This is a genomic window from Brevibacterium sp. BRM-1 (assembly GCF_026802075.1).
GTDB lineage: Bacteria > Actinomycetota > Actinomycetes > Actinomycetales > Brevibacteriaceae > Brevibacterium > Brevibacterium rongguiense.
Genome location: NZ_CP113788.1, coordinates 509,146 through 531,428 on the forward strand (window position 1 = coordinate 509,146; position 22,283 = coordinate 531,428).

The following is a 22,283-nucleotide window of genomic DNA, read 5'->3' on the forward strand; positions in this document are numbered from 1 at the left end:
CCCGGCGGGCGGCTACGATGGAGGGGGACAGGTCGCCAGACGGTCGCGTCGGCTCCATGAGCCGCCGAGGAACGTCCGGGCTCCGCAGAGCACGGTGGTGGGCAACACCCACCCGGGGCAACCCGCGGGACAGTGCCACAGAGAACAGACCGCCCGCCCGGGCAACCGGGCGGGTAAGGGTGAAACGGCGGTGTAAGAGACCACCAGGGTTCCGGGTGACCGGAATCGCTCGGCAAACCCCACCGGGAGCAAGATCAGACAGACGGTGCTTGAGGGCTGCTCGCCCAAGCCGTCGGGTGGATCGCTCGAGGGCGCCGGCAACGGCGCTCCTAGATAGATGACCGTCGCGTCCGCACCCGCAAGGGCGCAGGCGCCACAGAACCCGGCGTATCGGCGGCCTGTCCCCCTACTTCTTCTTCACCTTCGCCTTGCCGGCGTTGGCCGCGAGCGCCGCGGCGCCCACGACGCCCGCATCGTTGAGCAGGTGCGCGGGCACGATGGGGGTGTGCAGGCGCAGCAGCGGCAGGAACTCCTCATGGCTCTTCGACACGCCGCCGCCCACGATGAACACGTCCGGGGTGAAGAGCTTCTCGAGCTCCTCGTAATAGCGCTGCAGGCGCGCGGCCCACGTCGGGTAGTCCAGGCCCTCGCGCACCTTCACCGACTCCGCGGCCCGCGTCTCCGCATCGTGCCCGTCGATCTCGAGGTGGCCCAGTTCGGTATAGGGCACGAGGTGGCCGCTGGTGAACAGCGCGGTGCCGATCCCCGTGCCGAGCGTCGTGACGAGGACGACGCCGTGGCGCCAATCGCGGCCGGCGCCGAACGCCATCTCCGCGAAGCCCGCGGCATCGGCATCGTTGAGGCTGTAGCAGACCCGCCCGGTGCGCTCCTGGATCGCGGCGCCCAGGCTCTCGCCCAGCCAGCTCTGGTCGAGATTCGGGCAGAACGAGACAGTGTCGTCCTTGATGACGCCCGGGAACGCGACGCCCAGCGGCACGTCGGCGACCTCGTCCGCGTGGCCGATGGCGGCCTTGCGCACGGCCTTCTCCAGCAGTTGGTCGACGGCGCCGGCCACCTCGGAGATGACGGCCTCCGGCGTCGCGGGCTTGGGCGTGAGCACGCGCACCCGCTTGAATGGCAGGCTTCCGGTGGCGGTGTCGACGAGGCCGACCTTGATGCCGGTGCCGCCGATGTCGATGCCGATTGCCCAGCTGGTGTGCGTCTTCGAACTCATGGCTGCCTTTCCGTGTCTGGCTCCGGGGCGGAGGCGCAGAGGCTGTCGGGGGCTGTGTGCGCCGCGACGCATGCCGTGCCGCGGCGGTCTGTCTCCAAAGATACTGCGAACCGGCACGGGATACCGCGCACCGGCGGGTGCTCCCCGGTGCGCGGCTCAGATGCGGCTCAGAGGGTGAGGGCCGCCGCGTGCTCGGCATCGGGCAGGGTGAGGATCTCCGCCCCGTCCTCGGTGGCGACCAGCGTGTGCTCGAACTGCGCGGAGCGCTTCCGGTCCGCGGTCACCACGGTCCAGCCGTCGTCCCACTGCTCCCAGTCCTCGGTGCCCAGGTCGAGCATGGGCTCGATCGTGAACACCATGCCCGGCTCGATGACCTCGGCGTGCTGGGGTGCGGCGTCGTAGTGGGGGATGACGAGGCCGGAGTGGAACTCCCGGCCCACCCCGTGGCCCGTGAAGTCGCGCACGACGCCGTAGCCGAAGCGCTTGGCGTACTTCTCGATGACGCGGCCGATGACGTTGACCTCCCTGCCGGGGCGCACAGCCTTGATGCCGCGCATCATCGCCTCGTAGGTGCGCACGATGAGGTCGTGCGATTCGCCGTCGACCTCGCCCACCTCGAACGTGAAGTTCGTGTCCCCGTGCATCCCGTCCTTGTAGGCGGTGATGTCGAGATTGACGATGTCGCCCTCGGCCAGCACGGTGGAATCCGGGATCCCATGGCAGATGACCTCGTTGACCGAGGTGCAGATCGACTTGGGGAAGCCGCGGTAGTCGAGGCAGGACGGGTAGGCGCCCATGTCGCACAGGTATTCGTGCGCAGCCGCGTCGAGCGCATCGGTCGTTGCTCCCGGAGCGATGAGCGCGCCGGCCACTGCCAGCGCATTCGCCGCCAGGGTTCCCGCCGCACGGATCCGCTCGATCTCCTCGGGCGTGTAGAGGTCGCTGCCGCCGCCCTCGTTCGGCTCGGCCCGGCCCACGTACTCGGGCCGGGCGATGCTGGCGGGGACGGGGCGGACGGGGGACAGGGTGCCCTTGCGCAGGGTGCCGAGCGGCGCGTGTGCGGTCATGATGGGCAAGTCTACTGATGGGACCGCGGCGCCGGCGGGTGGTGCCCCCGCCCACCGTAGGATGGGCATTGGGGGAGGTGAGGACGTGGATGACGGGCTGAACGGGCTGGGCGAGATCGTCGCGACCCAGTCGACCCCCCAGCAGATCGCCGACCACATCCTCTCCGCCATCGCGGTGGGCGCGCTGCCCGAGGGCACCGCGCTGCCGCCCGAGCGGGAGCTGGCCGCGGCCCTGGGCGTCTCGCGCTCGAGTGTGCGCGCGGCGCTCGACCGCCTCCAGCGCGGCGGCTTCGTCGACCGCCGGCGCGGGCGCGGGGGAGGGACGTTCATCGCCCTGGTCTCCCCGGCGGGGCTGCGCGGCGTGGCCGACCGCCTCGAGAGCTTCCGCCACGGCCAGCGGGGTGCGCTCGAGGCCCGCGCCCTCGTGCAGAACGGCATCGCCCGTCTCGCGGCCCAGCGGCGCACGGACGAGGAGCTCGCCTTGGTCCGCCGCCTGGCCGCCGACTACGCCGCCCAGCACGAGGCCGGACCGGCCAGGGCTGCCGACGCGCGCTTCCACGCGGCGCTGGCGCGCGCGGCGCACAACGAGGAGCTCGCGGCCATCGCCGGCGGCCTCGATCTGCGGATCAACACGGGCTTCCGGCACGATCCGTTCTCCGCGGAGCTGGCCCGCCGCGCGGCCCTCGACCACGCGGGCATCGTGGAGGCGGTCGCCGCCGGCGATGCCGAGCGCGCGGGCAGCCTGTGCGAGGAGCACTTCCGCACGACCACGATGCTCACCGCGCCGGGCGGTTCCGGCGCCGCAGGCTGACGCAGCGCTGCCGCCGGGGTCGCACCAGACAGACCGCTGCCGCCGGGCCTGGGCCCGACGGCAGCGCACACCGTGAGGGGAGAGGGGCTACTCGCTCAGGCGAGGGCCTCGGACACCGCGGTCGTCGGCAGGTCGAAGGCCTCGGCCACCGAGGCGTTGGTCACCTCGCCGCCGTAGGTGTTGAGCCCCTTGGCGAGGGCGGGATCGGCGCGCAGCGCCTCGCGCCACCCCTTGTCCGCGATCGACACCGCGTAGCGCAGGGTGGCGTTCGTCAGCGCCTTCGTCGAGGTGGTCGGCACCGCGCCGGGCATGTTCGCCACGCAGTAGTACAGCGAGTCGTGCACGCGGAACGTCGGGTCGTCGTGGGTGGTGGGCCGGGAGCCCTCGAAGCAGCCGCCCTGGTCGATCGCGATGTCGACGAGCACGGAGCCCTTGGGCATGTCCGCCACCATGGCGTCCGTGACGAGCTTGGGAGCGCGGTGGCCCGGGATGAGCACGGAGCCGATGACGAGGTCGGACTCGCGCAGTGCACGCGCGATCTCGAAGGCGTTCGACACCGTGGTCTGCAGGCTGTTGCCGAAGACCTCGTCGAGGTGGCGCAGGCGCGGGATGTTGATGTCGATGAGCTCGACGATCGCGCCCAGGCCCATGGCGATGCGCGCGGCGTTCGTCCCGGCCACCCCAGCGCCGATGACGGTGACCTTCGAGCGCTGGACACCGGTCACACCGGACAGCAGCACCCCGCGCCCGCCCTCGGCCTTGAGCAGGCTGTTGGCCCCCACCTGGGCGGACAGGCGGCCGGCGACCTCCGACATCGGGGCGAGCAGCGGCAGCGAGCCGTCGGGCAGCTGGACGGTCTCGTACGCGATCGCGGTGGTCTTGGCCTCCCGCAGCGCCTGGGTGAGCGGCTCGTCGGCGGCGAGGTGGAGGTAGGTGAAGAGGATGAGGTCCTCGCGGAGGAACCCGTACTCGGATTCCACGGGCTCCTTGACCTTGAGGACCATGTCCGCGGGCTCCCAGGCGGCCGCGGCGTCCGGCACGATGGTCGCGCCGGCCGCCTCGTACTCGGCATCGGTGAAGGTGGAGCCGAGTCCCGCGCCGGCCTGGACGAGGACCTCGTGGCCGTGGGCGGTGAGCTCGTGCACGCCGGCCGGCGTGATCGCCACCCGGTTCTCGTTGTTCTTGACCTCAGTGGGAACTGCGACCTTCATGGGATGAGCCCTTCGACGAAGCGGGCCGCGCGGCGCTGCGCGGTGCGGGCGCGCCGCCGTCGGCGCGCGGAGTGGTTGTGCGTGTCCACCCCAAAGGTATGCCAGGCAGACCTTCTGCGCCACTTCGCCCCGCGGCCGCGTCGGCTCCGGTTCCGACCCGCACCGGCCTGGGCCGCACTCCCGCACCCGAGGCGGCCCGCGCCTCGGCGGCGGGCACGGCGGGCGGGGCCACCCGCTAAGCTGGGAGGCGCGCGGCACGGGCGCCGCGCCCAGCCCAGCCACCTGCGAAGGAGAGCCACCGTGAGCACCGATCAGAGCGTCCCCGGCGACGAGAAGTACTGGTACAACGCCCGCACCCACGAGGTGGAGCAGGGCGCCCAGTCGAGCTTCGAGGACCGCATGGGCCCGTACGACACCCGGGAGCAGGCCCAGAACGCGCTGGCCGAGGCCAAGCAGCGCAACCAGGCATGGGACGCCGAGGACAAGGACTGGAACGGCTGATGGCGTCCATGAGTCGGCAGCAGGAGTTCGTGCTGCGCACCGTCGAGGATCGCGATGTCCGGTTCATCCGGCTGTGGTTCTCCGATGTGCTCGGCCGACTCAAGTCGGTGGCGATCGTGCCCGCGGAGCTCGAGGGCGCGTTCGGCGAGGGCATCGGGTTCGACGGCTCGGCCGTCGAGGGCTTCTCGCGCATCTTCGAGGCGGACATGGTCCTCAAGCCGGACCCCTCGACCTTCTCCCTGCTGCCCTGGCGCGGTGAGGTGGAGCCCACCGGCCGGATGATCTGCGACATCGACTCGCCCGACGGCGGCCCCGCCGCCGCGGACCCCCGCAACGTCCTCAAGCGCACCATGGAGAAGGCCTCGAAGGCCGGCTTCACCTACTACGTGCACCCGGAGATCGAGTTCTACCTCTTCAAGTCCGGGCAGCTGAACGGCGAGCTTCCGGTCCCCGTCGACACCGCCGGCTACTTCGACCACGTCAACGGCGGCACCGCCAACGACTTCCGCCGCACCGCCGTGCAGACCCTTGAGGCGATGGGCATCTCCGTCGAGTTCTCCCACCACGAGGGCGGACCCGGGCAGAACGAGATCGACCTGCGCTACGCGGACGCCCTGTCCATGGCGGACAACGTCCTGACGTTCCGCGCGGTGGTCCGGGAGGTCGCCCACGCCCAGGGCGTCTACGCCTCCTTCATGCCCAAGCCGCTGGCCGACCAGCCGGGCAACGGGATGCACACGCACGTCTCCCTGTTCGAAGGCGATCAGAACGCGTTCTACGAGCCCGGGGCGGAGTACCAGCTCTCCACGACGGGCCGCCGCTTCGTTGCCGGCCTGCTCAAGCACGCGCCGGAGATCTGCGCGGTCACCAACCAGTACGTGAACTCCTACAAGCGGCTGTGGACCGGGCATGAGGCGCCCAGCTACATCTGCTGGGGGCATCGCAACCGCTCGGCGCTCGTGCGCGTTCCGCAGTACAAGTCCGGCAAGTCATCCTCCGCGCGCATCGAGTACCGGGGCATGGACTCGAGCGCGAACCCGTACCTCGCCTACTCGCTCATCCTCGCCGCCGGCCTCAAGGGCATCGAGGAGGAGTACGACCTGCCGCTCGAGGCGGAGGACGACGTCTGGCAGCTGTCCGACCACGAGCGGCGCGCCATGGGAATCAAGGCGCTGCCCGCCAGCCTCGCCGAGGCGATCGACGCGATGGAGGCCAGCGAGCTCGTCGCCGAGACGCTGGGCGAGGAGGTCTTCGACTTCTTCCTGCGCAACAAGCTCGAGGAGTGGACCGAGTACCGCTCGCAGGTGACTCCCTTCGAGCTCGCCCGCCACTTCAACTCGCTGTAGGGGCCGGCGATGGCGGTGACATGGCGCGGCGGCGACCCCGCCCGCTCCCAGCGCGCCGGCGGGCAGAGCGAGCGCATCGACCGGTTCCTGGGCGAGGCCGCGCAGCTGCTGGACGCCCCCGCGCTCGAGGGCGATGACTTCCGGGCCCTCGTGAGCGCGGCACCGGATCCCGGGGCCGTGGCGCTGGGCGCGCTGCGCGTGGCCGAGGCCGCCCAGGCCGCCGACGCCGTGGCCGAGGCCGCGCCCGCCTTCACCTCCGCGGCCCCGCTGGCGCGCTTCGCGGCGCTCGCGGGCGCCTCGGAGGCGTGCACCGATCACCTGGCGCGCCACCCCCGCGCCGCCGGCCTGCTCGCGGAGCCGGCCGGCGACCTCATGCTCGGCCATGAGCGCTCCGCGGCGCCGGTGCTGCGGGCGGCGCTGCTCGAGGCTGTGGGCGCCGACCCCGATTCCCCCCGCCCGGTGGCGCAGCTGGCGGGCGAGGAGGGCGTGGCCGCCCTGCGCGCGGCCTACCGCGATCGCCTCATCATGCTCGCCGCCGACGACCTCACTGCGCCGGACCCCCAGGCCTGCGTCGCCGAGGTCTCCCGCATCCTCTCCGACCTGGCCGCCGCCGCCGTGGAGGCGGGACTCGCCGTCGCGCGCGCCGAGGTGCCCGGCGCCGCGGGCGTCGACCTCGCCATCATCGGGATGGGCAAGTGCGGGGCGCGGGAGCTGAACTACGTGAGCGACGTCGACGTCGTCTACTGCTGGGAGCCCGTCGCGGACGACGCTCAGGACCCCGATGCGCCCGAGCCGGACAGCGCGGACGGTGCGTCCTCCCCGGGTGACTCAGGCGACCAGGAAGGCGACCGCGCGCAGGACGCAGCGGCGGGCGAGGCCGACGGCGCGGACGACGTGGCGGGGGACGGCGGGTCGCACGAGGCTGAGAGCTCCGAGGACCGTGCCCAGATCGCCGCGCGCCTGGCCGTGCGCACCGCCGAGGCCGTCTCCGGCCACGCCGCGGAGCCCGCCCTGTGGGAGCTCGACGCGGCTCTGCGCCCGGAGGGCAAGGCCGGCCCGCTCGTGCGCACCCTGGGCGAGTTCTCCCACTACTACCGGGAGGTCGCCCACAACTGGGAGTTCCAGGCCCTGCTCAAGGCCCGCCCCATCGCCGGCGCGGCCGAGCTGGGGCGCCGCTGGGCGGCCGAGCTCTCGCCCCTGGTCTGGACCGCCTCCGGCCGCGAGGGGTTCATCGACGGCGTCCGCGCGATGCGCCGGCGCGTCGTCGACCTGCTGCCGTCCGCGGAGGCCGACCGGCAGCTCAAACTGGGCGCCGGCGGCCTGCGCGATGTCGAGTTCTCCGCCCAGCTCCTCCAGTTGGTCCACGGCGCCGATGACGAGGAGATCCGCGTGCCGGCCACGCTCTCCGCCGTCGCGGTGCTGGGGGAGCGGGGCTACATGTCCCGCGAGGACGCGGGGCTGCTGGGCGATGCCTACCGGTTCATGCGCGTCGTCGAGCACCGGCTGCAGATGCCGCGCATGCAGCGCACCGCGCTGCTGCCCTCCGACGAGGCGAAGCTGCGCCTCCTCGCGCGCACCGTCTACGGCTCCGGTGACCGCTCGGCCGAGCGCCTGCTGGCCGAGCGCGAGCGCCTGGCGCACCGGGTGCGGGCCCTCCACGAGCAGATCTTCTACCGCCCCATCCTCGAAGCGGCCGCGGGCGAGCCCCACCTCGCGGGTCTCAGCGACGCCGCGGCCCGCGAGCGCCTCTCCGCGTTCGGCTACCGGGACACGAAATCGGCGATGAAGCACATCCGTGCGCTGACCTCGGGCGTCTCCCGGCCCTCGAACGTCATCCGGCAGGCGCTGCCGGCCCTGCTCGACTGGTTCTCCTCCGGGGTGGACCCGGACGCCGCGCTGCTGGCCTTCCGGCGGCTGAGCGAGGACCTGGCCGGCAGCGCCTGGTTCCTGCGCCTGCTGCGCGACTCCGGCAGCGCCGCGAAGTCCCTGGCCCATGTGCTCTCGCTCTCGCGCTTCGCCACCGAGCTGCTGCTCGTCAATCCCGCCGCCGCGGCCTGGCTCGACGACCCCGCGCAGCTGGCCGCGCGCTCCGGTGAGGAACTGGCCGGCGAACTCGCCGAGCTCGCCGGGCGGGGACGGGGCGATGCGATCGCGGGCATCCGCGGGGTGTGGGGCCGCGAGCTGCTGCGCACCGCGCTGGCCGACATCCTCGATGCCGATGGCCCCGCCGAGGTCGCCGCCCGCCTGTCCGCGGCGATGGACGCCTGCATCCACGCCGCGGTCCAGGCCGTGCGCGCGGAGCTCGACCCGCAGGCGGGGATCGGCGACTACGAGTTCGCGGTCATCGCCATGGGCCGCCTGGGCGGGGCGGAGATCGGCTACTTCTCCGATGCCGACGTCATGTTCGCCTACCGGGCGGGCGACGGCGCGCCGGAGGGCCTTGCCGCCCACGTGAAGAAGGTGGCTCTCGCGCTGACCTCCCGGCTGGGCAGGACGCTGTCGGCGCCCATCATCGAGCTCGACGCGGACCTGCGCCCGGAGGGCCGCTCGGGCCCGCTCGTGCGCAGCCTCGAGTCCTATCGCGCGTACTACGCGAAGTGGTCCGAGCCGTGGGAGGCCCAGGCGCTGCTGCGGGCCCGGCCCGTGGGCGGCGACGCCGCGCTGTGCGAGGACTACGTGGACCTCATCGACGGGCTGCGCTATCCCCAGCGGGTACCGGAGTCCTCGCTCATGCAGATGCGCCGGCTCAAGGCGCGCATGGAGGGCGAGCGGCTGCCGCGCGGAGCGGATCCCCGCCTGCACCTCAAGCTGGGCGTGGGCGGGCTCAGCGACGTCGAGTGGACGGTGCAGCTGCTCCAGCTTCGCCACGCCCACGACCACCCCGCCCTGCGGACGACGTCGACGCTGGGCGCCCTGCACGCCGCCGTCGAGGCCGAGCTCGTGGACCCAGCCGACGCGCGCGTCCTCGAGGCGGCGTGGACGATGGCCACGGAGGTCCGCTCGGCCGTCATGCTCTTCCGCGGCCGGACCGCGGACAGCCTGCCGGCCGACCGCTCCGAGCTCGAGGCCACCGCCCGCCTCATGGGCTACGGCACGGGCGGCGCGCAGGCGCTGTCCGAGGCCTATCTGGCGGCCACGCGGCGCGCGCGCCGCGTGGTCGAGCGGCTGTTCTTCGACTTCGACGAGGAGGAGGGGTTCACCAGCGCGGAAGATCGTCGCGCGGGTCGTCGTTGACGACGACGTTCTTCGGCACGACGGTCAGGCCGGATTCCGTGACGGTGAAGCCGCGGCGCGCATCGAGTTCGGGGAAGATGCCCACGGTCTCACCGGCGGGCACGACGACGTTCTTGTCGAGGATCGCCCGGTGGACCCGCGCACCGCGCTGGATGCGCACCCCGTCCATGAGCACGGAGGAGGACACGGCGGCCAGCGAGTCCACCTGCGTGCCGTGCGAGACGACGGAGCCCTCCACGTAGCCGCCGGAGACGACGACACCGGGGGAGACGATCGAGTCGACCGCCCGGCCCGGGTGGTGGTCGACGTCGTGGACGAACTTCGCCGGGGGCAGCACCGTCTGGCGCGTGTAGATGGGCCAGCGCTGGTTGTAGAGGTCGAACGCGGGGACCGGGGCGATGAGGTCCTGGTGGGCGTCGTAGAACGCGTCGAGCGTGCCCACATCGCGCCAGTAGGCGCGGTCCTCGTCATTGGCACCGGGGATGACGTTGTACGCGAAGTCGTACACGCCCGCCTCGCCCGCCGAGGTGAAGGCCGGGATGATGTCCCCGCCCATGTCATGGCGGCTCGCATCGTCCTTCGAGTCGGCCACCACGGCATCGACGAGCGCCTTGGCGTCGAAGACGTAGTTGCCCATCGAGGCGAGGAACTCGCCGGGGCTGTCGGCCAGGCCCGGAGTCGTCGCCGGCTTCTCGACGAACTCGCGGATCTTCGCGGGATTGTCCGGATCGGTCTCGATGACGCCGAACTGGTCGGACTGGTCGAGCGGCTGCCGGACGCCTGCCACCGTGGCCTGCAGGCCCGATTCGATGTGGGCGTCGATCATCTGCCGGAAGTCCATCCGGTAGACGTGGTCGGCGCCGAGCACCGCGACGATGTCGGGCTTCGCATCGGAGATGAGGTTGGGGCTCTGGTAGATCGCGTCGGCGCTGCCCTGGAACCACCGCTTGCCCACGCGCTGCTGGGCGGGCACGGAGGCGACGTAGCTGCCGAGCAGATTGGAGAACCGCCACGTCTCGGAGATGTGGCGGTCCAGCGAGTGGGACTTGTACTGGGTGAGCACGACGATCTCGCGCTGACCCGAATTCACGAGGTTCGACAGCACGAAGTCGATGAGGCGGTACGACCCGCCGAAGGGCACGGCGGGCTTGGCGCGGTCGGCGGTGAGCGGCTGCAGCCGCTTGCCCTCGCCGCCGGCAAGGACGATTGCCAGGACCTTGGGATCCGCCATCGGAGACCGCCTAACGCTGTGATCGGCTGTGGGCCTTCAGCCTATTGCATGGAAGGCGCCCTGTGCCCAGCGCTCCTGTGGTTGGATGGGGGCGTGCGCACAGACATCATCACGAAGGAATTCCCGCCCGAGGTCTACGGGGGGGCCGGCGTCCACGTCGCCGAGCTCAGCCGCGTCCTCTCCGAGCTCATCGACGTGCGCGTGCGCGCGTTCGGCGCCCCGCGTGACATCCCCTATGCGCGCGGCTACCCCGAGCTCGAGGCGCTGACCGGCCAGAACGCCGCGATCCGCACGCTGGGCGTCGACCTGTCGATGCTCGCCGACATCGAGGGCGCGGACCTCGTCCACTCCCACACCTGGTACGCGAACACCGCCGGCCACCTCGCCTCGCTCATGTACGACATCCCGCACGTGCTCTCCGCCCACTCGCTGGAGCCGCTGCGCCCGTGGAAGGCCGAGCAGCTGGGCGGCGGCTACGCGATCTCGTCCTGGGCCGAGCGCACCGCCTACGAGTCTGCCGCGGGCATCATCGCCGTGTCCGAGGGCATGCGCCGGGACATCCTGCGCGCCTACCCGACGATCGATCCGGCGAAGGTGCGCGTGGTCTACAACGGCATCGACACCGCGCAGTGGGCGCCGAACGAGGACACCGCCGCGCTCGACGCCAACGGCATCGACCCCGACCGCCCCTCGGTCGTCTTCGTGGGGCGCGTGACCCGCCAGAAGGGACTGCCGTACCTGCTGCGGGCCGCCGCGCTGCTGCCCCCGGAGGTCCAGCTCATCCTGTGCGCGGGCGCCCCGGACACCCAGGAGATCGCCGACGAGGTCGCGGGCCTGGTCGCCGGGCTGCAGGAGACGCGCAGCGGCGTCGTCCTCATCGACCGCGTCCTGCCGCGCAACGAGCTCACGCAGATCCTCACCCACGCCACGACATTCGTGTGCCCGAGCATCTACGAGCCCCTGGGCATCGTCAACCTCGAGGCCATGGCCTGCGGGGCGCCCGTCGTCGGCACCGGGACGGGCGGCATCCCCGAGGTCGTCGCCGACGGCCGGACGGGGATCATCGTGCCGCTCGCGCAGGCCGAGGACGGCACCGGCACGCCACTCGATCCCGAGGGCTTCGTGCGCGACCTGGCCGCCGCGCTCACCGAGATGGTCTCCGACCCCCAGCGGGCGGCCGCGATGGGCGAGGCCGGCCGCCGGCGGGCCCGCGAGGAGTTCTCCTGGGACCGCATCGGCCGCGACACCGTGGCGGTGTACGAGGACCTGCTCGCCTGAGCCCGGCCGCGGCGCGGTTCGCTCCGGACTCGGCTCAGCCGCGGCCGCGCGGGACGGCTCAGTCGGCGTCGAAGTCGAGGCCCAGCAGGGCGTTCTCGATGACCTCGGTGAGTGCCGGGTGGATCCAGTACTGGTGCTGGGCCACGTCGTCCGCGCGCTGGCCGAACGCCATCGCCTGGATGAGCGGCTGGATGATGATCGAGGCCTCCGGGCCCACGATCTGCGCGCCCAGGATGAGGCGCGTGGCGGGATCGGCCAGCACCTTGACGAAGCTCGTCTCGTCGTTGAGCGCCCAGCCGTAGGCGGTGGAGGAGTACGGCTGGGTGTGGGCGACGCAGCGCGCCCCGCGCTCGCGCAGCGCCGCCTCCGTCTCGCCCACGGACGCCACCTGGGGCCGGGTGAAGACCGCCGCGGGCACGGCGTGGTGGTTGACCTCCTCGAGGTCGCCGACCGGCGCCGCGCCGGGCCTGCCCGCCGCGATGTCGGCGAGCAGGTTGTGCTTGACGACCCGCGCCTCGTGGTTGGCCACGTGCTTGAGCTGGAACGGCGAGCTCACGTCGCCGAGCGCGAAGGCGCCGGGCAGCGGCTCGCCCCCGGCGAGCACCCGCTGGTAGGCGTCGACCGCGATCCGCCCGTCCTCCCGGACATCGATCCCGGCCGCCTGCGCGTCCAGGGCCGCGGTGTTGGGCACGCGGCCGGTGGCGATGAGGAGCGCGTCGGCCTGCAGCGACTGCGCCGTGGCGTCGGCGACCCGGCCGGTGGGGGAGAGCGCCACGCTCACGCCGCCCGGCCCGCCCACCTCGACCCGCTCGGCCTCGAGGCCGAAGCGCACGCTGTGGGAGTCGGCGAAGATCTTCGTGAAGGCGGCCGAGACGTCCTCGTCGAGATCGCCCAGCAGGCGCGGACCGCGGACGACGACGGTCACCTCGGTGCCGAGCCCGGCGAAGATGTGGGCGAACTCCATGGCGATGTAGCCGGAGCCCAGGATGATGAGGGAGCGCGGGGGGCTCGGCAGCCGCATGATCGAATCCGAGGTGTGCACGGGGTAGCCATCGGAGTCGATCCGTGCGCCGTCGATGCCGGCGATCTGCGGATCCCGCGGCGTGGAGCCCGCCGCGATGACGACCCGCTCGGCCGTGAACCGCTCGCCCGAGGCGGTGGCGAAGCTGCCCGGGCCCGTGAAGGCGACGTGCTCTGCGAATACCGTGACGTTGTCCTGCCGGTGGGTGCGGTAGTCGCGGCCGTCGGCCTCGATCGCATCGATGCGGCCGAAGATCCGCTCGCGCAGGCGATCCCACTCGACGCCCTCGTAGCGGGCCTCCACGTCGACGGCCTGCGCGGTCTTCGCGTCCTCGGCGACGTCGGCGGCCCGGACGAACATCTTCGTGGGGATGCACCCGACGTTGAGGCACGTGCCCCCGAAGTGCCACTCCTCGGCGATCGCGACGCGCAGCCCGTCGAAGCGGTGGTTGACGATCGAGTTGCCGGAGCCGGTGCCGATGATGAGGACGTCGAAGTCTGCCATGGCCCCATCCTACGAGGGCGCCCGGGACGGCCGCGGCGCCGCACCCCCGAAGGGATGCGGCGCCGCGGACGGGCGGGCAGGGCGGCGCTTAGCCGCCCTGGCCGTGCTCAGCTGCTGTGCTCAGATGCTGTAGTAGAGCTCGAACTCGGTGGGGGTCGGGCGCAGCTTCGCGACCTCGATCTCCTCGTCGCGCTTGTAGGCGACCCACGTGCTGATCATGTCCTCGGTGAACACGTCGCCCGCGGTGAGGAAGTCGTGATCGGCCTCGAGGTCGGCGAGCGCCTCCTCGAGCGACTGCGGGACGAGCTTGATGTCCTTGAGCTCCTCGGGCGGCAGCTCGTAGAGGTCCTTGTCCACCGGCTCCGGCGGCTCGATGCGGTTCTTGATGCCGTCGAGGCCCGCCATGAGCTGGGCGGAGAACGCCAGGTAGGGGTTCGACGACGGGTCCGGGACGCGGAACTCCAGGCGCTTGGCCTTGGGGGAGGAGCCCGTGATCGGGATGCGGATGGCCGCCGAGCGGTTGCGCGCCGAGTACACGAGGTTGACCGGCGCCTCGTAGCCCTTGACCAGACGGCGGTAGGAGTTGATCGTCGGGTTCGTGAACGCGAGCACGGCGCCGGCGTGCTCGATGAGCCCGCCGATGTACCAGCGCGCCACGTCGGACAGGCCCGCATAGCCGTTCTCGTCGAAGAACAGCGGCTTGCCGTCCTTCCACAGCGACTGGTGGCAGTGCATGCCGGAGCCGTTGTCGCCGTAGAGGGGCTTGGGCATGAACGTCGCGGACTTGCCGTAGTCGAGCGCGACGTTCTTCACGACGTACTTGAACTTCAGCAGCTCGTCCGCGGCGTGCTTGAGCTCGTTGAACTTGTAGTTGATCTCCTGCTGGCCGGCGTTGCCCACCTCGTGGTGGGCGCGCTCGACCTCGAAGCCGATCTCCGCGAGGGTGAGCGAGATCGCGTCGCGCACATCGGCGGAGTGGTCCTGCGGGGGAACCGGGAAGTAGCCGCCCTTCGTGGGGGTCTTGTAGCCCAGGTTGCCGCCCTCCTCCTCGCGGCCGCTGTTCCACTCGGCCTCTTCGGCGTCGATCTTGTAGAAGCTGTTGGAGGGGCTGTTCTGGAACTGCACGCTGTCGAACAGGTAGAACTCAGCCTCCGCGCCGAACAGCGCGGTGTCGGCGATCCCGGTGGACTTGAGGTACGCCTCGGCCTTCTCCGCCACCTGGCGGGGGTCGCGGGCGTAGGGCTCGTCGGTGAACGGGTCGACGATCGAGTGGGTGACGACGAGCGTCTTCGCCTCGCGGAACGGGTCGATGAACGCCGTCTCCACGTCGGCCAGGAGCTTCATGTCGGACTCGTGGATGCCCTGGAACCCGCGGATGGACGAGCCGTCGAACAGCAGGCCCTCGCTGATCTCCTCCTCGCCGTAGGATGCGGCGGGCAGGTTGAAGTGCTGGACCACGCCGGGCAGGTCGCAGAACCGGACGTCGACGAAGTCGACATCGTTGTCCTTGATATAGGCGACGAGTTCAGAGGGTGTCGAGAACAAGCTCACTCCTGGTGTCTTCGATGCCTGGGACCCGGGCCGCTTGCGCCGGCCCGCTCGGTCGATCCCAGTGTCGGTCTCAGTGTAGCCAGGGGCTGTGAAGTGCGCGTCACGCCCGTGTTTCGGACATGTTTCCCGTCCAATGGCCCCCCGTGTGCACTCCGGCGCCCGCTCAGGCTGGCGCGCTAGCCTGGGGACGTGGTGAATCGCGAAGACATCGGCTCCTGGCTCGAAGGCCCCCGCTCGCCCCTGCCGGAGGGCTCGTGGCCCGGGGAGCGGCTGGGCCTGCCGCAGACGGGGCGCGGATCCACCGCGGCGATCTGGCGCCGGCTCGTGTCGCTGTGCATCGACTACACGCTGTGCCGGCTCATCAGCCTCGCCTTCTTCCACGACGGCGGACTGTGGACCATTGCGATCTTCGCGCTGGAGAACTGGCTGCTCCAGGCCAGTCTGGGCGCCACGGTGGGCCAGCGGCTCATGGGGATCACCACGATCGACTCGCGGGGCGGGCGGGCGCGCGTCCTGCCGCTGCTCGTGCGCGCCGTGCTCCTGTGCCTCGTGATCCCCGCCGTCATCTTCAACCGCGATCACCGGGGACTCCACGATCTCGCCGCTAACACGGCCGTCGTGCGCACGCGGTAGGCCAAGCGAGCACGCGGTGGGGCAAGCGCGCCCGCGGAAGGGGCGCGTGCCCACCTGAAACGGCCGGTGCGCACGCGCCCCCGCACTGAGCCCGCGCCCGAGGCGCGCCGTGCGCGGCCGCAGACCGCGCCTCGGACCCGGCGCGGCAGCGCACAGCGGCCCCCATCCTGCAGGATGGGGGCCGCTGGCGGCTCGGGCGGGTCAGCGTCCGCGCATCGCGCGCCGGTCGGGGCGCACCTTGTTGGGGTCGATGCCCTTGGGCACCGGCGGCCTCGTCGACATCGTGCCGAGCGCCGCCAGGCGCTTGCGGATGACGAGGACCTCGGCCTTGTTGAGCTTCTTGGGGATCTTGCGCACGGTGGACGAGACGCGGCTCATCGGCACCTGGCCGTCCTCCTCGCCGCCCTGGATGCAGGTGATCGGCACGTTGGGCAGGACCCGCTCGTGGCGCTTGCGCTCCTTCTCGAGCATCTTCGCGGTGCGGCCCTTGGGGCCCTCGCTGAGCAGCACGACACCGCCCAGGCCCGTGGCCCGGTAGACGAGGTCCTTCGTGCGCGGATCGATCGCGACCGGCTGCTCCTCGGCCAGCCAGCTGCGGCGCACGGTGTTGAGCACCGCGCCGAACGCACCGGGCTGGCCGCGCATCTCCTCGAAGGCGGCGCTCTCCGCGAAGCGCCCCAGCATGAAGACCGCGCCCAGCAGGCCCACCATGACGCCGAAGACGATCCACAGCCAGATGGGCGGCAGCAGCAGTCCCACGACGACGCCGATCGCTGCTCCGCCAAGGATCGCGGCGGCCAGCAGCCACGGCACCGCAGGATAGTGCTTGCGGGCCATCTTGTAGACCTGGACCATCTGGGCGATGCGGCCCGGCTTCGAGGGGTCCTTCGGCCTGCGGCGGAAGAGTCCGCGCTTGGGAGTGTCGGTATCAGCCATTCTCAGAAGCTTACCTCTTCGCCGGCGCCGAACGCGTCCACGACGGACTGCGCCTCCTGCTTGGCCGGGGTCTCGCGGTCGAGGTGCGCCAGGTGCGGGGGGATGGGGGTGCCGCGGTGGCGCATCGCCTGCGCCCACAGGCGCCCGGCGCGGTAGGACGAGCGGACGAGGGGCCCGGACATGACGCCCGCGAAGCCGATCTCCTCGCCCGCATCGCGCAGCTCGACGAAGTCCTGCGGGCGGACCCAGCGGTCGATCGGATGGTGGCGGGGGGAGGGGCGCAGGTACTGCGTGATCGTGAGCAGGTCCGTGCCGGCGGCGTGCAGGTCGCGCATCGCCGCGATGACCTCCTCGTTCGTCTCGCCCATGCCCAGGATCAGGTTGGACTTCGTGACGAGGCCGGCCGCGCGGGCCTTCGTGATGACCGACAGCGACCGCTCGTAGCGGAAGCCCGGCCGGATCCGCTTGAAGATCCGCGGCACCGTCTCGACGTTGTGCGCCAGCACCTCCGGGCGGGAGGAGAAGACCTCGGCCAGCTGCTCGTCATCGGAGTTGAAGTCCGGGATGAGCAGCTCGACGCCCGTGCCCTGGCCATCGGCGTGGGGCAGGTCGTGGATCTGGCGGACGGTCTCCGCATACAGCCACGCGCCCCCGTCGGGCAGGTCGTCGCGGGCCACGCCGGTCACCGTCGAGTAGCGCAGGCCCATCTGCGCCACCGACTCGGCCACGCGGCGCGGCTCGTCGCGGTCGAACTCCGCCGGGCGGCCCGTGTCGATCTGGCAGAAGTCGCACCGGCGCGTGCACTGCTCGCCGCCGATGAGGAAGGTGGCCTCGCGGTCCTCCCAGCACTCGAAGATGTTCGGGCAGCCGGCCTCCTCGCACACGGTGTGCAGGCCGGCCCCCCGCACGAGCGACTTGAGCTCGGCGTATTCGGGGCCGATGTTGGCCTTGGCCTTGAGCCAGGCGGGCTTGGCCTCGATGGGGGTCTCGGAGTTGCGCGCCTCGACGCGCAGCAGGCGGCGGCCCTCGGGGGCGATCGTCATGGGGATCCTCTCGCTCTCAGGCGGTGATGGTGCGGTTGAGTGCGCTCGCGAGCTCGTCGGCGACGTCGGCAGGGGCGATGGTGCGGCCGGCCTCCTCGGACATCGTGGTGACCCCGGCGTCCGGGATGCCGCAGGGCACGATGGCATCGAAGCCCGCGCTGTCGTTCGAGCAGTTCAGCGACAGCCCGTGCATGGTGACGCCCTCGTGGATGCGGATGCCCACGGCGGCGATCTTGCGCTCGGGGCGGCCCGCGCCGGCCGGCAGCCAGACGCCGGAGCGGCCCTCCACCCGCTGCCCCTCGATTCCGTACTCGGGCAGCAGCCCGAGGACGGCCTCCTCGACCTGGTCGACGAAGAGCCGCACGTCCTTGGGATCGCGCAGGCGGTAGATGAAGTAGGCGACGAGCTGCCCGGGTCCGTGCCAGGTGATGCGCCCGCCGCGGTCGATGTCGATGACCTCCGTGCCGTCCGCTGGCCGTTCGAAGTCTTCGGTGCGCTTGCCGGCCGTGTAGACGGGGCTGTGCTCCAACAGCAGCAGGGTCGACGGGGCGCTGCCGGAGCGCACCTGCTCGTGCAGCTGTCGTTGGAGGTCCCACGCGGCGCGGTAGTCGACGAAGTCCGGGGCGAGCCCCAGCGTGCGAACGGCAAACGTCATGGCGCAAGCCTAGAACCCCGGTCACCCCGCTGCCACCGCGGGTGCGCCGTGTCGCTGTGGATAACCCCCGACGCCGCGACGCGGAAGGTGCCAAACTGCTGCAAACCGCATGTAGTCACGGGTACGGAGACGAACGGGCCCTCCGAGACGGGCCGGCACAGGAACGGGCTCGGGCAGGAACGGGCTCGGGTAGGAACGGGCCCGGCAGGAACGGACTCGGGCGGGAACGGGCTCGGGCAGGAACGGACGAGGGGGATGGCCATGGCGGTCGATGTGTGGAATATGGAGGCCGAGCTTGCCCCGGGGCTCTGGCGGGTGTTCGCGGGGGAGTCGACCCGCTGGTTCGTCTGCGCGGGTCCGCCCGCCGAGGCTCGTGCGTGGGTGGGCGGGGCCGTGCGCGAGGCGCGCGCGGTGGGCGCCGAAGGCGTGCAGGTCGAGGGCCTCGTCGTGCCCCGCTGCGAGGGCGGCCTGCTCGAGGCCGCGCTCACGGCCCTCGGGGCGCTCAGCGCCGCTCAGACAGCCGCGGTGGTCGCCGGCTGCGCGGCCGCCCTCGAGGCCGCGCCCGAACCCCCGGTCGGCAAGGAGCGGGGCCGGCTGGGCGCGTTCGCCCTCGACTCGGCCGCGCGGGTTCGGCTGGTCCCCGGGCTGCTCGCGGACGCGGAGCCCGGTGCCGAGGCGCAGGCGGTGGGCGAGCTGGCCTTCCGGGCCGCTGCGGGCATGTCGTGGGCGGAGGCCGGGGTGCCCGCCGCGGGCCTGCCGGGAGGCCTGCCCACGGCGCTGGCCGCGCTCATCGACGAGCTGCTCGTGGGCGGCTGCAGCAATGCGGCGGGCCGGCTCGACCTCGCCGAGGTCTCCGCGGCCCTGCTCGCCTGCCCGGAGCCCGGCCCCCTGCCCTTCATCGCCGCCGAGCCCGGCATCGACGTCGGGGCCGCCGCGACGGCCGGACTGCGCCTCGACCCCGGGCTCGTGGGCCGGCTGGCCCCGGATGCCGACGCACCGGCCGGTGGCGCGGTGGGCGCGCTGCGCGCGGCGCACGCGGCGGGGGGCACCGGCGCGCGGGCCGAACGCGGCAGCAGGCGAACGAGCAGGGGAGCGGGCACGGTCGCGGGCAGGGACGCGGACAGGGGTGACGACGGGCAGCGCAACGGCAGGAGGACGGGGGTCCGCACCCGGGGCGGAGACGGGGGCACGGCGGCGCTGCGCCACAGGGCGCGGCGCGGTCGGAAGGGCTCCCGGATCCGGGTGGCGGAGGACCGCGGTCGGTCCGGGGTCCGGATGCGGGGGGCTGCGGCGGGCCGGCGCAGGTTGCCGGCCTGGCTCACGCCGCGGGCCCTGGGGCTCGCGGTGGCCAGCTCTGCGGTGCTGGGCGGTGCCGCCCTGCTGGTGCCTGGCCTCGTCGCGGGCGAGCGCACCCCGGAGCCCGCGGCCGCCCACCGGCCGCAGACCACCGGGGCCTCGGGCGCCGCTGCAGATCCGGCGGGCGGCCGTACGGCGGTGGCGGACCGCGGCAGCCCGGAGGCCGCGTTCGCCGCGCTCACCGCGGCGCGGGCGAGCGCGTTCGAGACCGGGGACGCCGAGGCCCTGCGCGCGCTCACCGCCGAGGGCTCGCCGGCGCGCACCGCGGAGGAGGGAGCGGACGCGCGCCGCTTCGCCGGGTCCCGGGTCCGGATCGAGGTCGGCAGCCCGAAGGTCGAGCGCGCGGCCGGCGACCAGGCGGTCGTCACCGCCACGATGGCGGTCAGCGTCGAGCGCGACGGCGCGCGGCGCGACTACGGCTCGCAGCGGGTGCGCACGCAGCTGCGCTACGCGGGCGGCACCTGGCGGGTCTACGCCGTCGAGCGCGCCTGAGCACGGCCTCCACCCGATCGGCCGCCCGGAGACGCCGCAGGGGCCCGCAGCCAGGTGGCTGCGGGCCCCTACGATGCGCGGCGGTGCCTGCGCCGGTGCCGCTTACAGGTCCAGATCGGCCTGGAAGTTGGCGTCCTCGAGGCGCTCCTTGATCGTCTTGAGGAACCGGCCCGCGTCCGCGCCGTCCACCAGCTCGTGGTTGTACGTCAGCGGCAGGTAGACCATGTCGCGGATGGCGATCGCATCGTCGCCGTCCGCGTCCTTGACGACGACTGGGCGCTTCTGGATGGTGCCCGTGCCCAGGATGCCCGCCTGCGGCACGTTGATGATCGGCGTGTCGAACAGGGCACCGAAGCTGCCGATGTTCGTCACCGTGAACGTGCCGTCCGACAGGTCGTCCGGGGCGATCTTGCCGTTGCGCGTGCGCTCGGCGACATCGTCGATGGCCTTCGCGAGGCCGGCGATGCTGAGATCCTGGGCGTTCTTCACGACCGGGACGAGCAGCCCGCGCGGCGTATCGACGGCCACGGCCAGGTTCACGTTCTCGAAGTACGTGATCTGCTTGGCCTCGATGTCGAAGTGCGCATTCACCGTCGGGTGGATCTGCAGCGCCTCGACGATCGCCTTGGCGAAGAACGGCAGGTACGTGAGCTTGACGCCGTGCTTGGCCTGGAACGCGTCCTTGTTGGCCTTGCGCAGCTTCGACACGCGGGTCATGTCCGCCTCGGTCGTCTGCGTGAGCTGGGCCGAGTTCTGCAGCGACTCGCGCATGCGCGCGGCGATCGTCTGGCGGATGCGCGGCGCCTTCTGCGTCGTGCCGCGCAGCTTCTGCGCCTCCTCCGGGATCTCGAGGCGGTAGGGCTCGCGCTGGCCGCCCTGGGCCGCCCCGGCCGCCTGCGCACCCGCGGCCTGCTGCGCCTGGCCGGCCGCGCCGGTGCCGCGCTCGGCGGCGGCCAGCACATCCTGCTTGCGGATGCGCCCGCCCACGCCGGTGCCGTGCACCGCGGACAGGTCGATGCCCTTCTCGCGCGCGAGCTTGCGCACGAGCGGGGTGACGTAGGCCGAGGCGTCGGCCTGCACCGCCTGGGAGATCGAAGCCGAGCGCTCGGCCGAGCCCTCGGACTTCTGCTCCGACTTCTGCTCCGGCTTGTCACCGGAGGGCGCCTGCGACTGATCGTCGGCCGCGGGCTTGCGCTCCTGGGAGCCCTGCGCCTGCGCGTCCTCCTGAGCGGTCTGCTCCTCGGCGGCGGCCTTCTGCTGCTCGGCCTCACCGGACTGCTGGGACTGCGCCTGCTCGGACTGCGCCTCCTGCGAGTCCGACTGCGCCGGCTCGGAGTCCTCCGCGTCCTGCTCGCCGGACTGCGCGGACTCCTGGTCCGCACCGTCGTCGGAGGACGAGCCGGAGGAGGCAGGAGAACCGGAGCCGACGCGGGCGAGCAACCCGCCCACCTCGACCTCCTCGTCCTCCTCGGCCAGCAGCTCGAGAACGGTACCCGCCACCGGGCTGGGGATCTCCGTGTCGACCTTGTCCGTCGAGACCTCGAGGAGCGGCTCGTCGACCTCGACCTCGTCGCCCACCTGCTTGAGCCAGCGGGTGACGGTGCCCTCGGTGACGGACTCGCCCAGCGCGGGCATCGTCACGTCGGTCGACTCGCCCGAACCGGACGCACCGCCGGAGTCCGACGAGTCGGCGGCGCCGCCGTCGGCGGGCGCGGAGTCGTCGTCGCCCTCGAGCGAGGCGTCGACCTCGTTGAGGGAGCCGCTCTGGGCATCGTCCTCGGCGACGGGCGAGCTGGGATCGGAGTCCGTGTCCTGGTCGCCCTGGATGTACTCCTCGTTGGCATCCTCGCCGGACCCCTGCGAGTCCTCGGCGTCCTGCGAGGCCGCTTGGCCCGAGTCGCCTGATTCGGACTCGTCCGAGCCCGAGCCGTCGCCGATCACCGCGAGGTCGCCGCCGACCTCGACCTCGTCGTCCTCTTCGGCGAGGATCTTCTCGAGCTTGCCCGCGTACGGGCTGGGGATCTCCGTGTCGACCTTGTCGGTCGACACCTCGAGGAGCGGCTCGTCGACCTCGACGTCGTCGCCGACCTCCTTGAGCCAGCGGGTGACGGTGCCCTCGGTGACGGATTCGCCCAGTGCGGGCATCTGCACGGTGTTGGACATGGTGGAAGTCTCCCTT

General features: G+C 72.3%; 17 protein-coding genes and 1 other RNA gene. 8 read left to right on the plus strand and 10 right to left on the minus strand.

Annotated features, from left to right (window positions below):
- Nucleotides 1-27: 27 nt before the first annotated feature.
- An RNA gene (gene rnpB, locus BRM1_RS02240) (RNase P RNA component class A) lies at nt 28-406 on the plus strand.
- Here the strand turns inward: rnpB and ppgK are convergent.
- Both ppgK and map read right to left on the minus strand, forming a co-directional pair.
- Entirely contained in the window at nt 407-1,234 is an 828-nt protein-coding gene (gene ppgK, locus BRM1_RS02245; RefSeq protein ID WP_160952436.1) for a polyphosphate--glucose phosphotransferase, read from the minus strand.
- Nucleotides 1,235-1,401: 167 nt separating this feature from the next.
- Nucleotides 1,402-2,301: a type I methionyl aminopeptidase gene (gene map, locus BRM1_RS02250; RefSeq protein WP_268527780.1), complete on the minus strand. Its 900-nt coding sequence runs from the start codon at nt 2,299-2,301 to the stop codon at nt 1,402-1,404.
- Between the two features lie 85 nt (nt 2,302-2,386).
- Between map and BRM1_RS02255 the strand changes: the two genes are divergently transcribed.
- Entirely contained in the window at nt 2,387-3,112 is a 726-nt protein-coding gene (locus tag BRM1_RS02255) for a FadR/GntR family transcriptional regulator (RefSeq protein WP_268527782.1), read from the plus strand.
- Nucleotides 3,113-3,207: 95 nt separating this feature from the next.
- Here the strand turns inward: BRM1_RS02255 and ald are convergent, their stop codons facing one another.
- Entirely contained in the window at nt 3,208-4,323 is a 1,116-nt protein-coding gene (ald, locus tag BRM1_RS02260) for an alanine dehydrogenase (protein ID WP_268527784.1), read from the minus strand.
- A 300-nt stretch (nt 4,324-4,623) separates the two neighbouring features.
- Here ald and BRM1_RS02265 point away from each other — a divergent pair, with 300 nt between their 5' ends.
- The 3 genes from BRM1_RS02265 to BRM1_RS02275 are packed head-to-tail and all read left to right on the plus strand — an operon-like array spanning nt 4,624 to nt 9,404.
- Nucleotides 4,624-4,824: a hypothetical protein gene (locus tag BRM1_RS02265; RefSeq protein ID WP_160952432.1), complete on the plus strand. Its 201-nt coding sequence runs from the start codon at nt 4,624-4,626 to the stop codon at nt 4,822-4,824.
- A gap of 8 nt (nt 4,825-4,832) precedes the next feature.
- A complete protein-coding gene (gene glnA / locus BRM1_RS02270) occupies nt 4,833-6,170 on the plus strand; it encodes a type I glutamate--ammonia ligase (protein ID WP_160952431.1) in 1,338 nt (445 codons plus the stop codon).
- A gap of 9 nt (nt 6,171-6,179) precedes the next feature.
- Nucleotides 6,180-9,404 carry a bifunctional [glutamine synthetase] adenylyltransferase/[glutamine synthetase]-adenylyl-L-tyrosine phosphorylase gene (locus tag BRM1_RS02275; RefSeq protein WP_268527787.1) on the plus strand — a complete coding sequence of 1,075 codons (3,225 nt, stop codon included), beginning with the start codon at nt 6,180-6,182 and terminating at the stop codon, nt 9,402-9,404.
- On the opposite strand, the gene glgC is transcribed toward BRM1_RS02275, so the two are convergent.
- Nucleotides 9,367-10,635, minus strand: a complete 1,269-nt coding sequence (gene glgC / locus BRM1_RS02280; RefSeq protein ID WP_268527788.1) for a glucose-1-phosphate adenylyltransferase — start codon at nt 10,633-10,635, stop codon at nt 9,367-9,369. The two genes, BRM1_RS02275 and glgC, sit on opposite strands and share 38 nt — an antisense overlap.
- A gap of 93 nt (nt 10,636-10,728) precedes the next feature.
- On the opposite strand from glgC, the gene glgA reads away from it, so the two are divergent.
- The gene (glgA, locus tag BRM1_RS02285) at nt 10,729-11,913 is read left to right on the plus strand and encodes a glycogen synthase (RefSeq protein WP_160952428.1); all 1,185 of its coding nucleotides are present in this window, start codon (nt 10,729-10,731) and stop codon (nt 11,911-11,913) included.
- 58 nt (nt 11,914-11,971) lie between these two features.
- On the opposite strand, the gene BRM1_RS02290 is transcribed toward glgA, so the two are convergent.
- Nucleotides 11,972-13,438 (minus strand): mycothione reductase, encoded by a 1,467-nt coding sequence (locus BRM1_RS02290; RefSeq protein ID WP_268527793.1) that lies wholly within the window; start codon nt 13,436-13,438, stop codon nt 11,972-11,974.
- 120 nt (nt 13,439-13,558) lie between these two features.
- Nucleotides 13,559-14,983: a type I glutamate--ammonia ligase gene (glnA, locus tag BRM1_RS02295; RefSeq protein ID WP_268527795.1), complete on the minus strand. Its 1,425-nt coding sequence runs from the start codon at nt 14,981-14,983 to the stop codon at nt 13,559-13,561.
- A 195-nt stretch (nt 14,984-15,178) separates the two neighbouring features.
- Here glnA (BRM1_RS02295) and BRM1_RS02300 point away from each other — a divergent pair, with 195 nt between their 5' ends.
- Entirely contained in the window at nt 15,179-15,622 is a 444-nt protein-coding gene (locus tag BRM1_RS02300) for an RDD family protein (RefSeq protein ID WP_268527797.1), read from the plus strand.
- 201 nt (nt 15,623-15,823) lie between these two features.
- On the opposite strand, the gene BRM1_RS02305 is transcribed toward BRM1_RS02300, so the two are convergent.
- The 3 genes from BRM1_RS02305 to lipB are packed head-to-tail and all read right to left on the minus strand — an operon-like array spanning nt 15,824 to nt 18,256.
- The gene (locus tag BRM1_RS02305) at nt 15,824-16,558 is read right to left on the minus strand and encodes a DUF4191 domain-containing protein (RefSeq protein ID WP_268527799.1); all 735 of its coding nucleotides are present in this window, start codon (nt 16,556-16,558) and stop codon (nt 15,824-15,826) included.
- 2 nt (nt 16,559-16,560) lie between these two features.
- Nucleotides 16,561-17,601: a lipoyl synthase gene (gene lipA / locus BRM1_RS02310; RefSeq protein ID WP_160952423.1), complete on the minus strand. Its 1,041-nt coding sequence runs from the start codon at nt 17,599-17,601 to the stop codon at nt 16,561-16,563.
- 16 nt (nt 17,602-17,617) lie between these two features.
- A complete protein-coding gene (lipB, locus tag BRM1_RS02315; protein WP_160952422.1) occupies nt 17,618-18,256 on the minus strand; it encodes a lipoyl(octanoyl) transferase LipB in 639 nt (212 codons plus the stop codon).
- A 261-nt stretch (nt 18,257-18,517) separates the two neighbouring features.
- Between lipB and BRM1_RS02320 the strand changes: the two genes are divergently transcribed.
- Nucleotides 18,518-20,104, plus strand: coding sequence for a hypothetical protein (locus BRM1_RS02320; protein WP_268527802.1), 1,587 nt, complete (start codon nt 18,518-18,520; stop codon nt 20,102-20,104).
- A 102-nt stretch (nt 20,105-20,206) separates the two neighbouring features.
- On the opposite strand, the gene sucB is transcribed toward BRM1_RS02320, so the two are convergent.
- Nucleotides 20,207-22,267: a 2-oxoglutarate dehydrogenase, E2 component, dihydrolipoamide succinyltransferase gene (sucB, locus tag BRM1_RS02325; RefSeq protein WP_268527804.1), complete on the minus strand. Its 2,061-nt coding sequence runs from the start codon at nt 22,265-22,267 to the stop codon at nt 20,207-20,209.
- Nucleotides 22,268-22,283 lie beyond the last annotated feature (16 nt).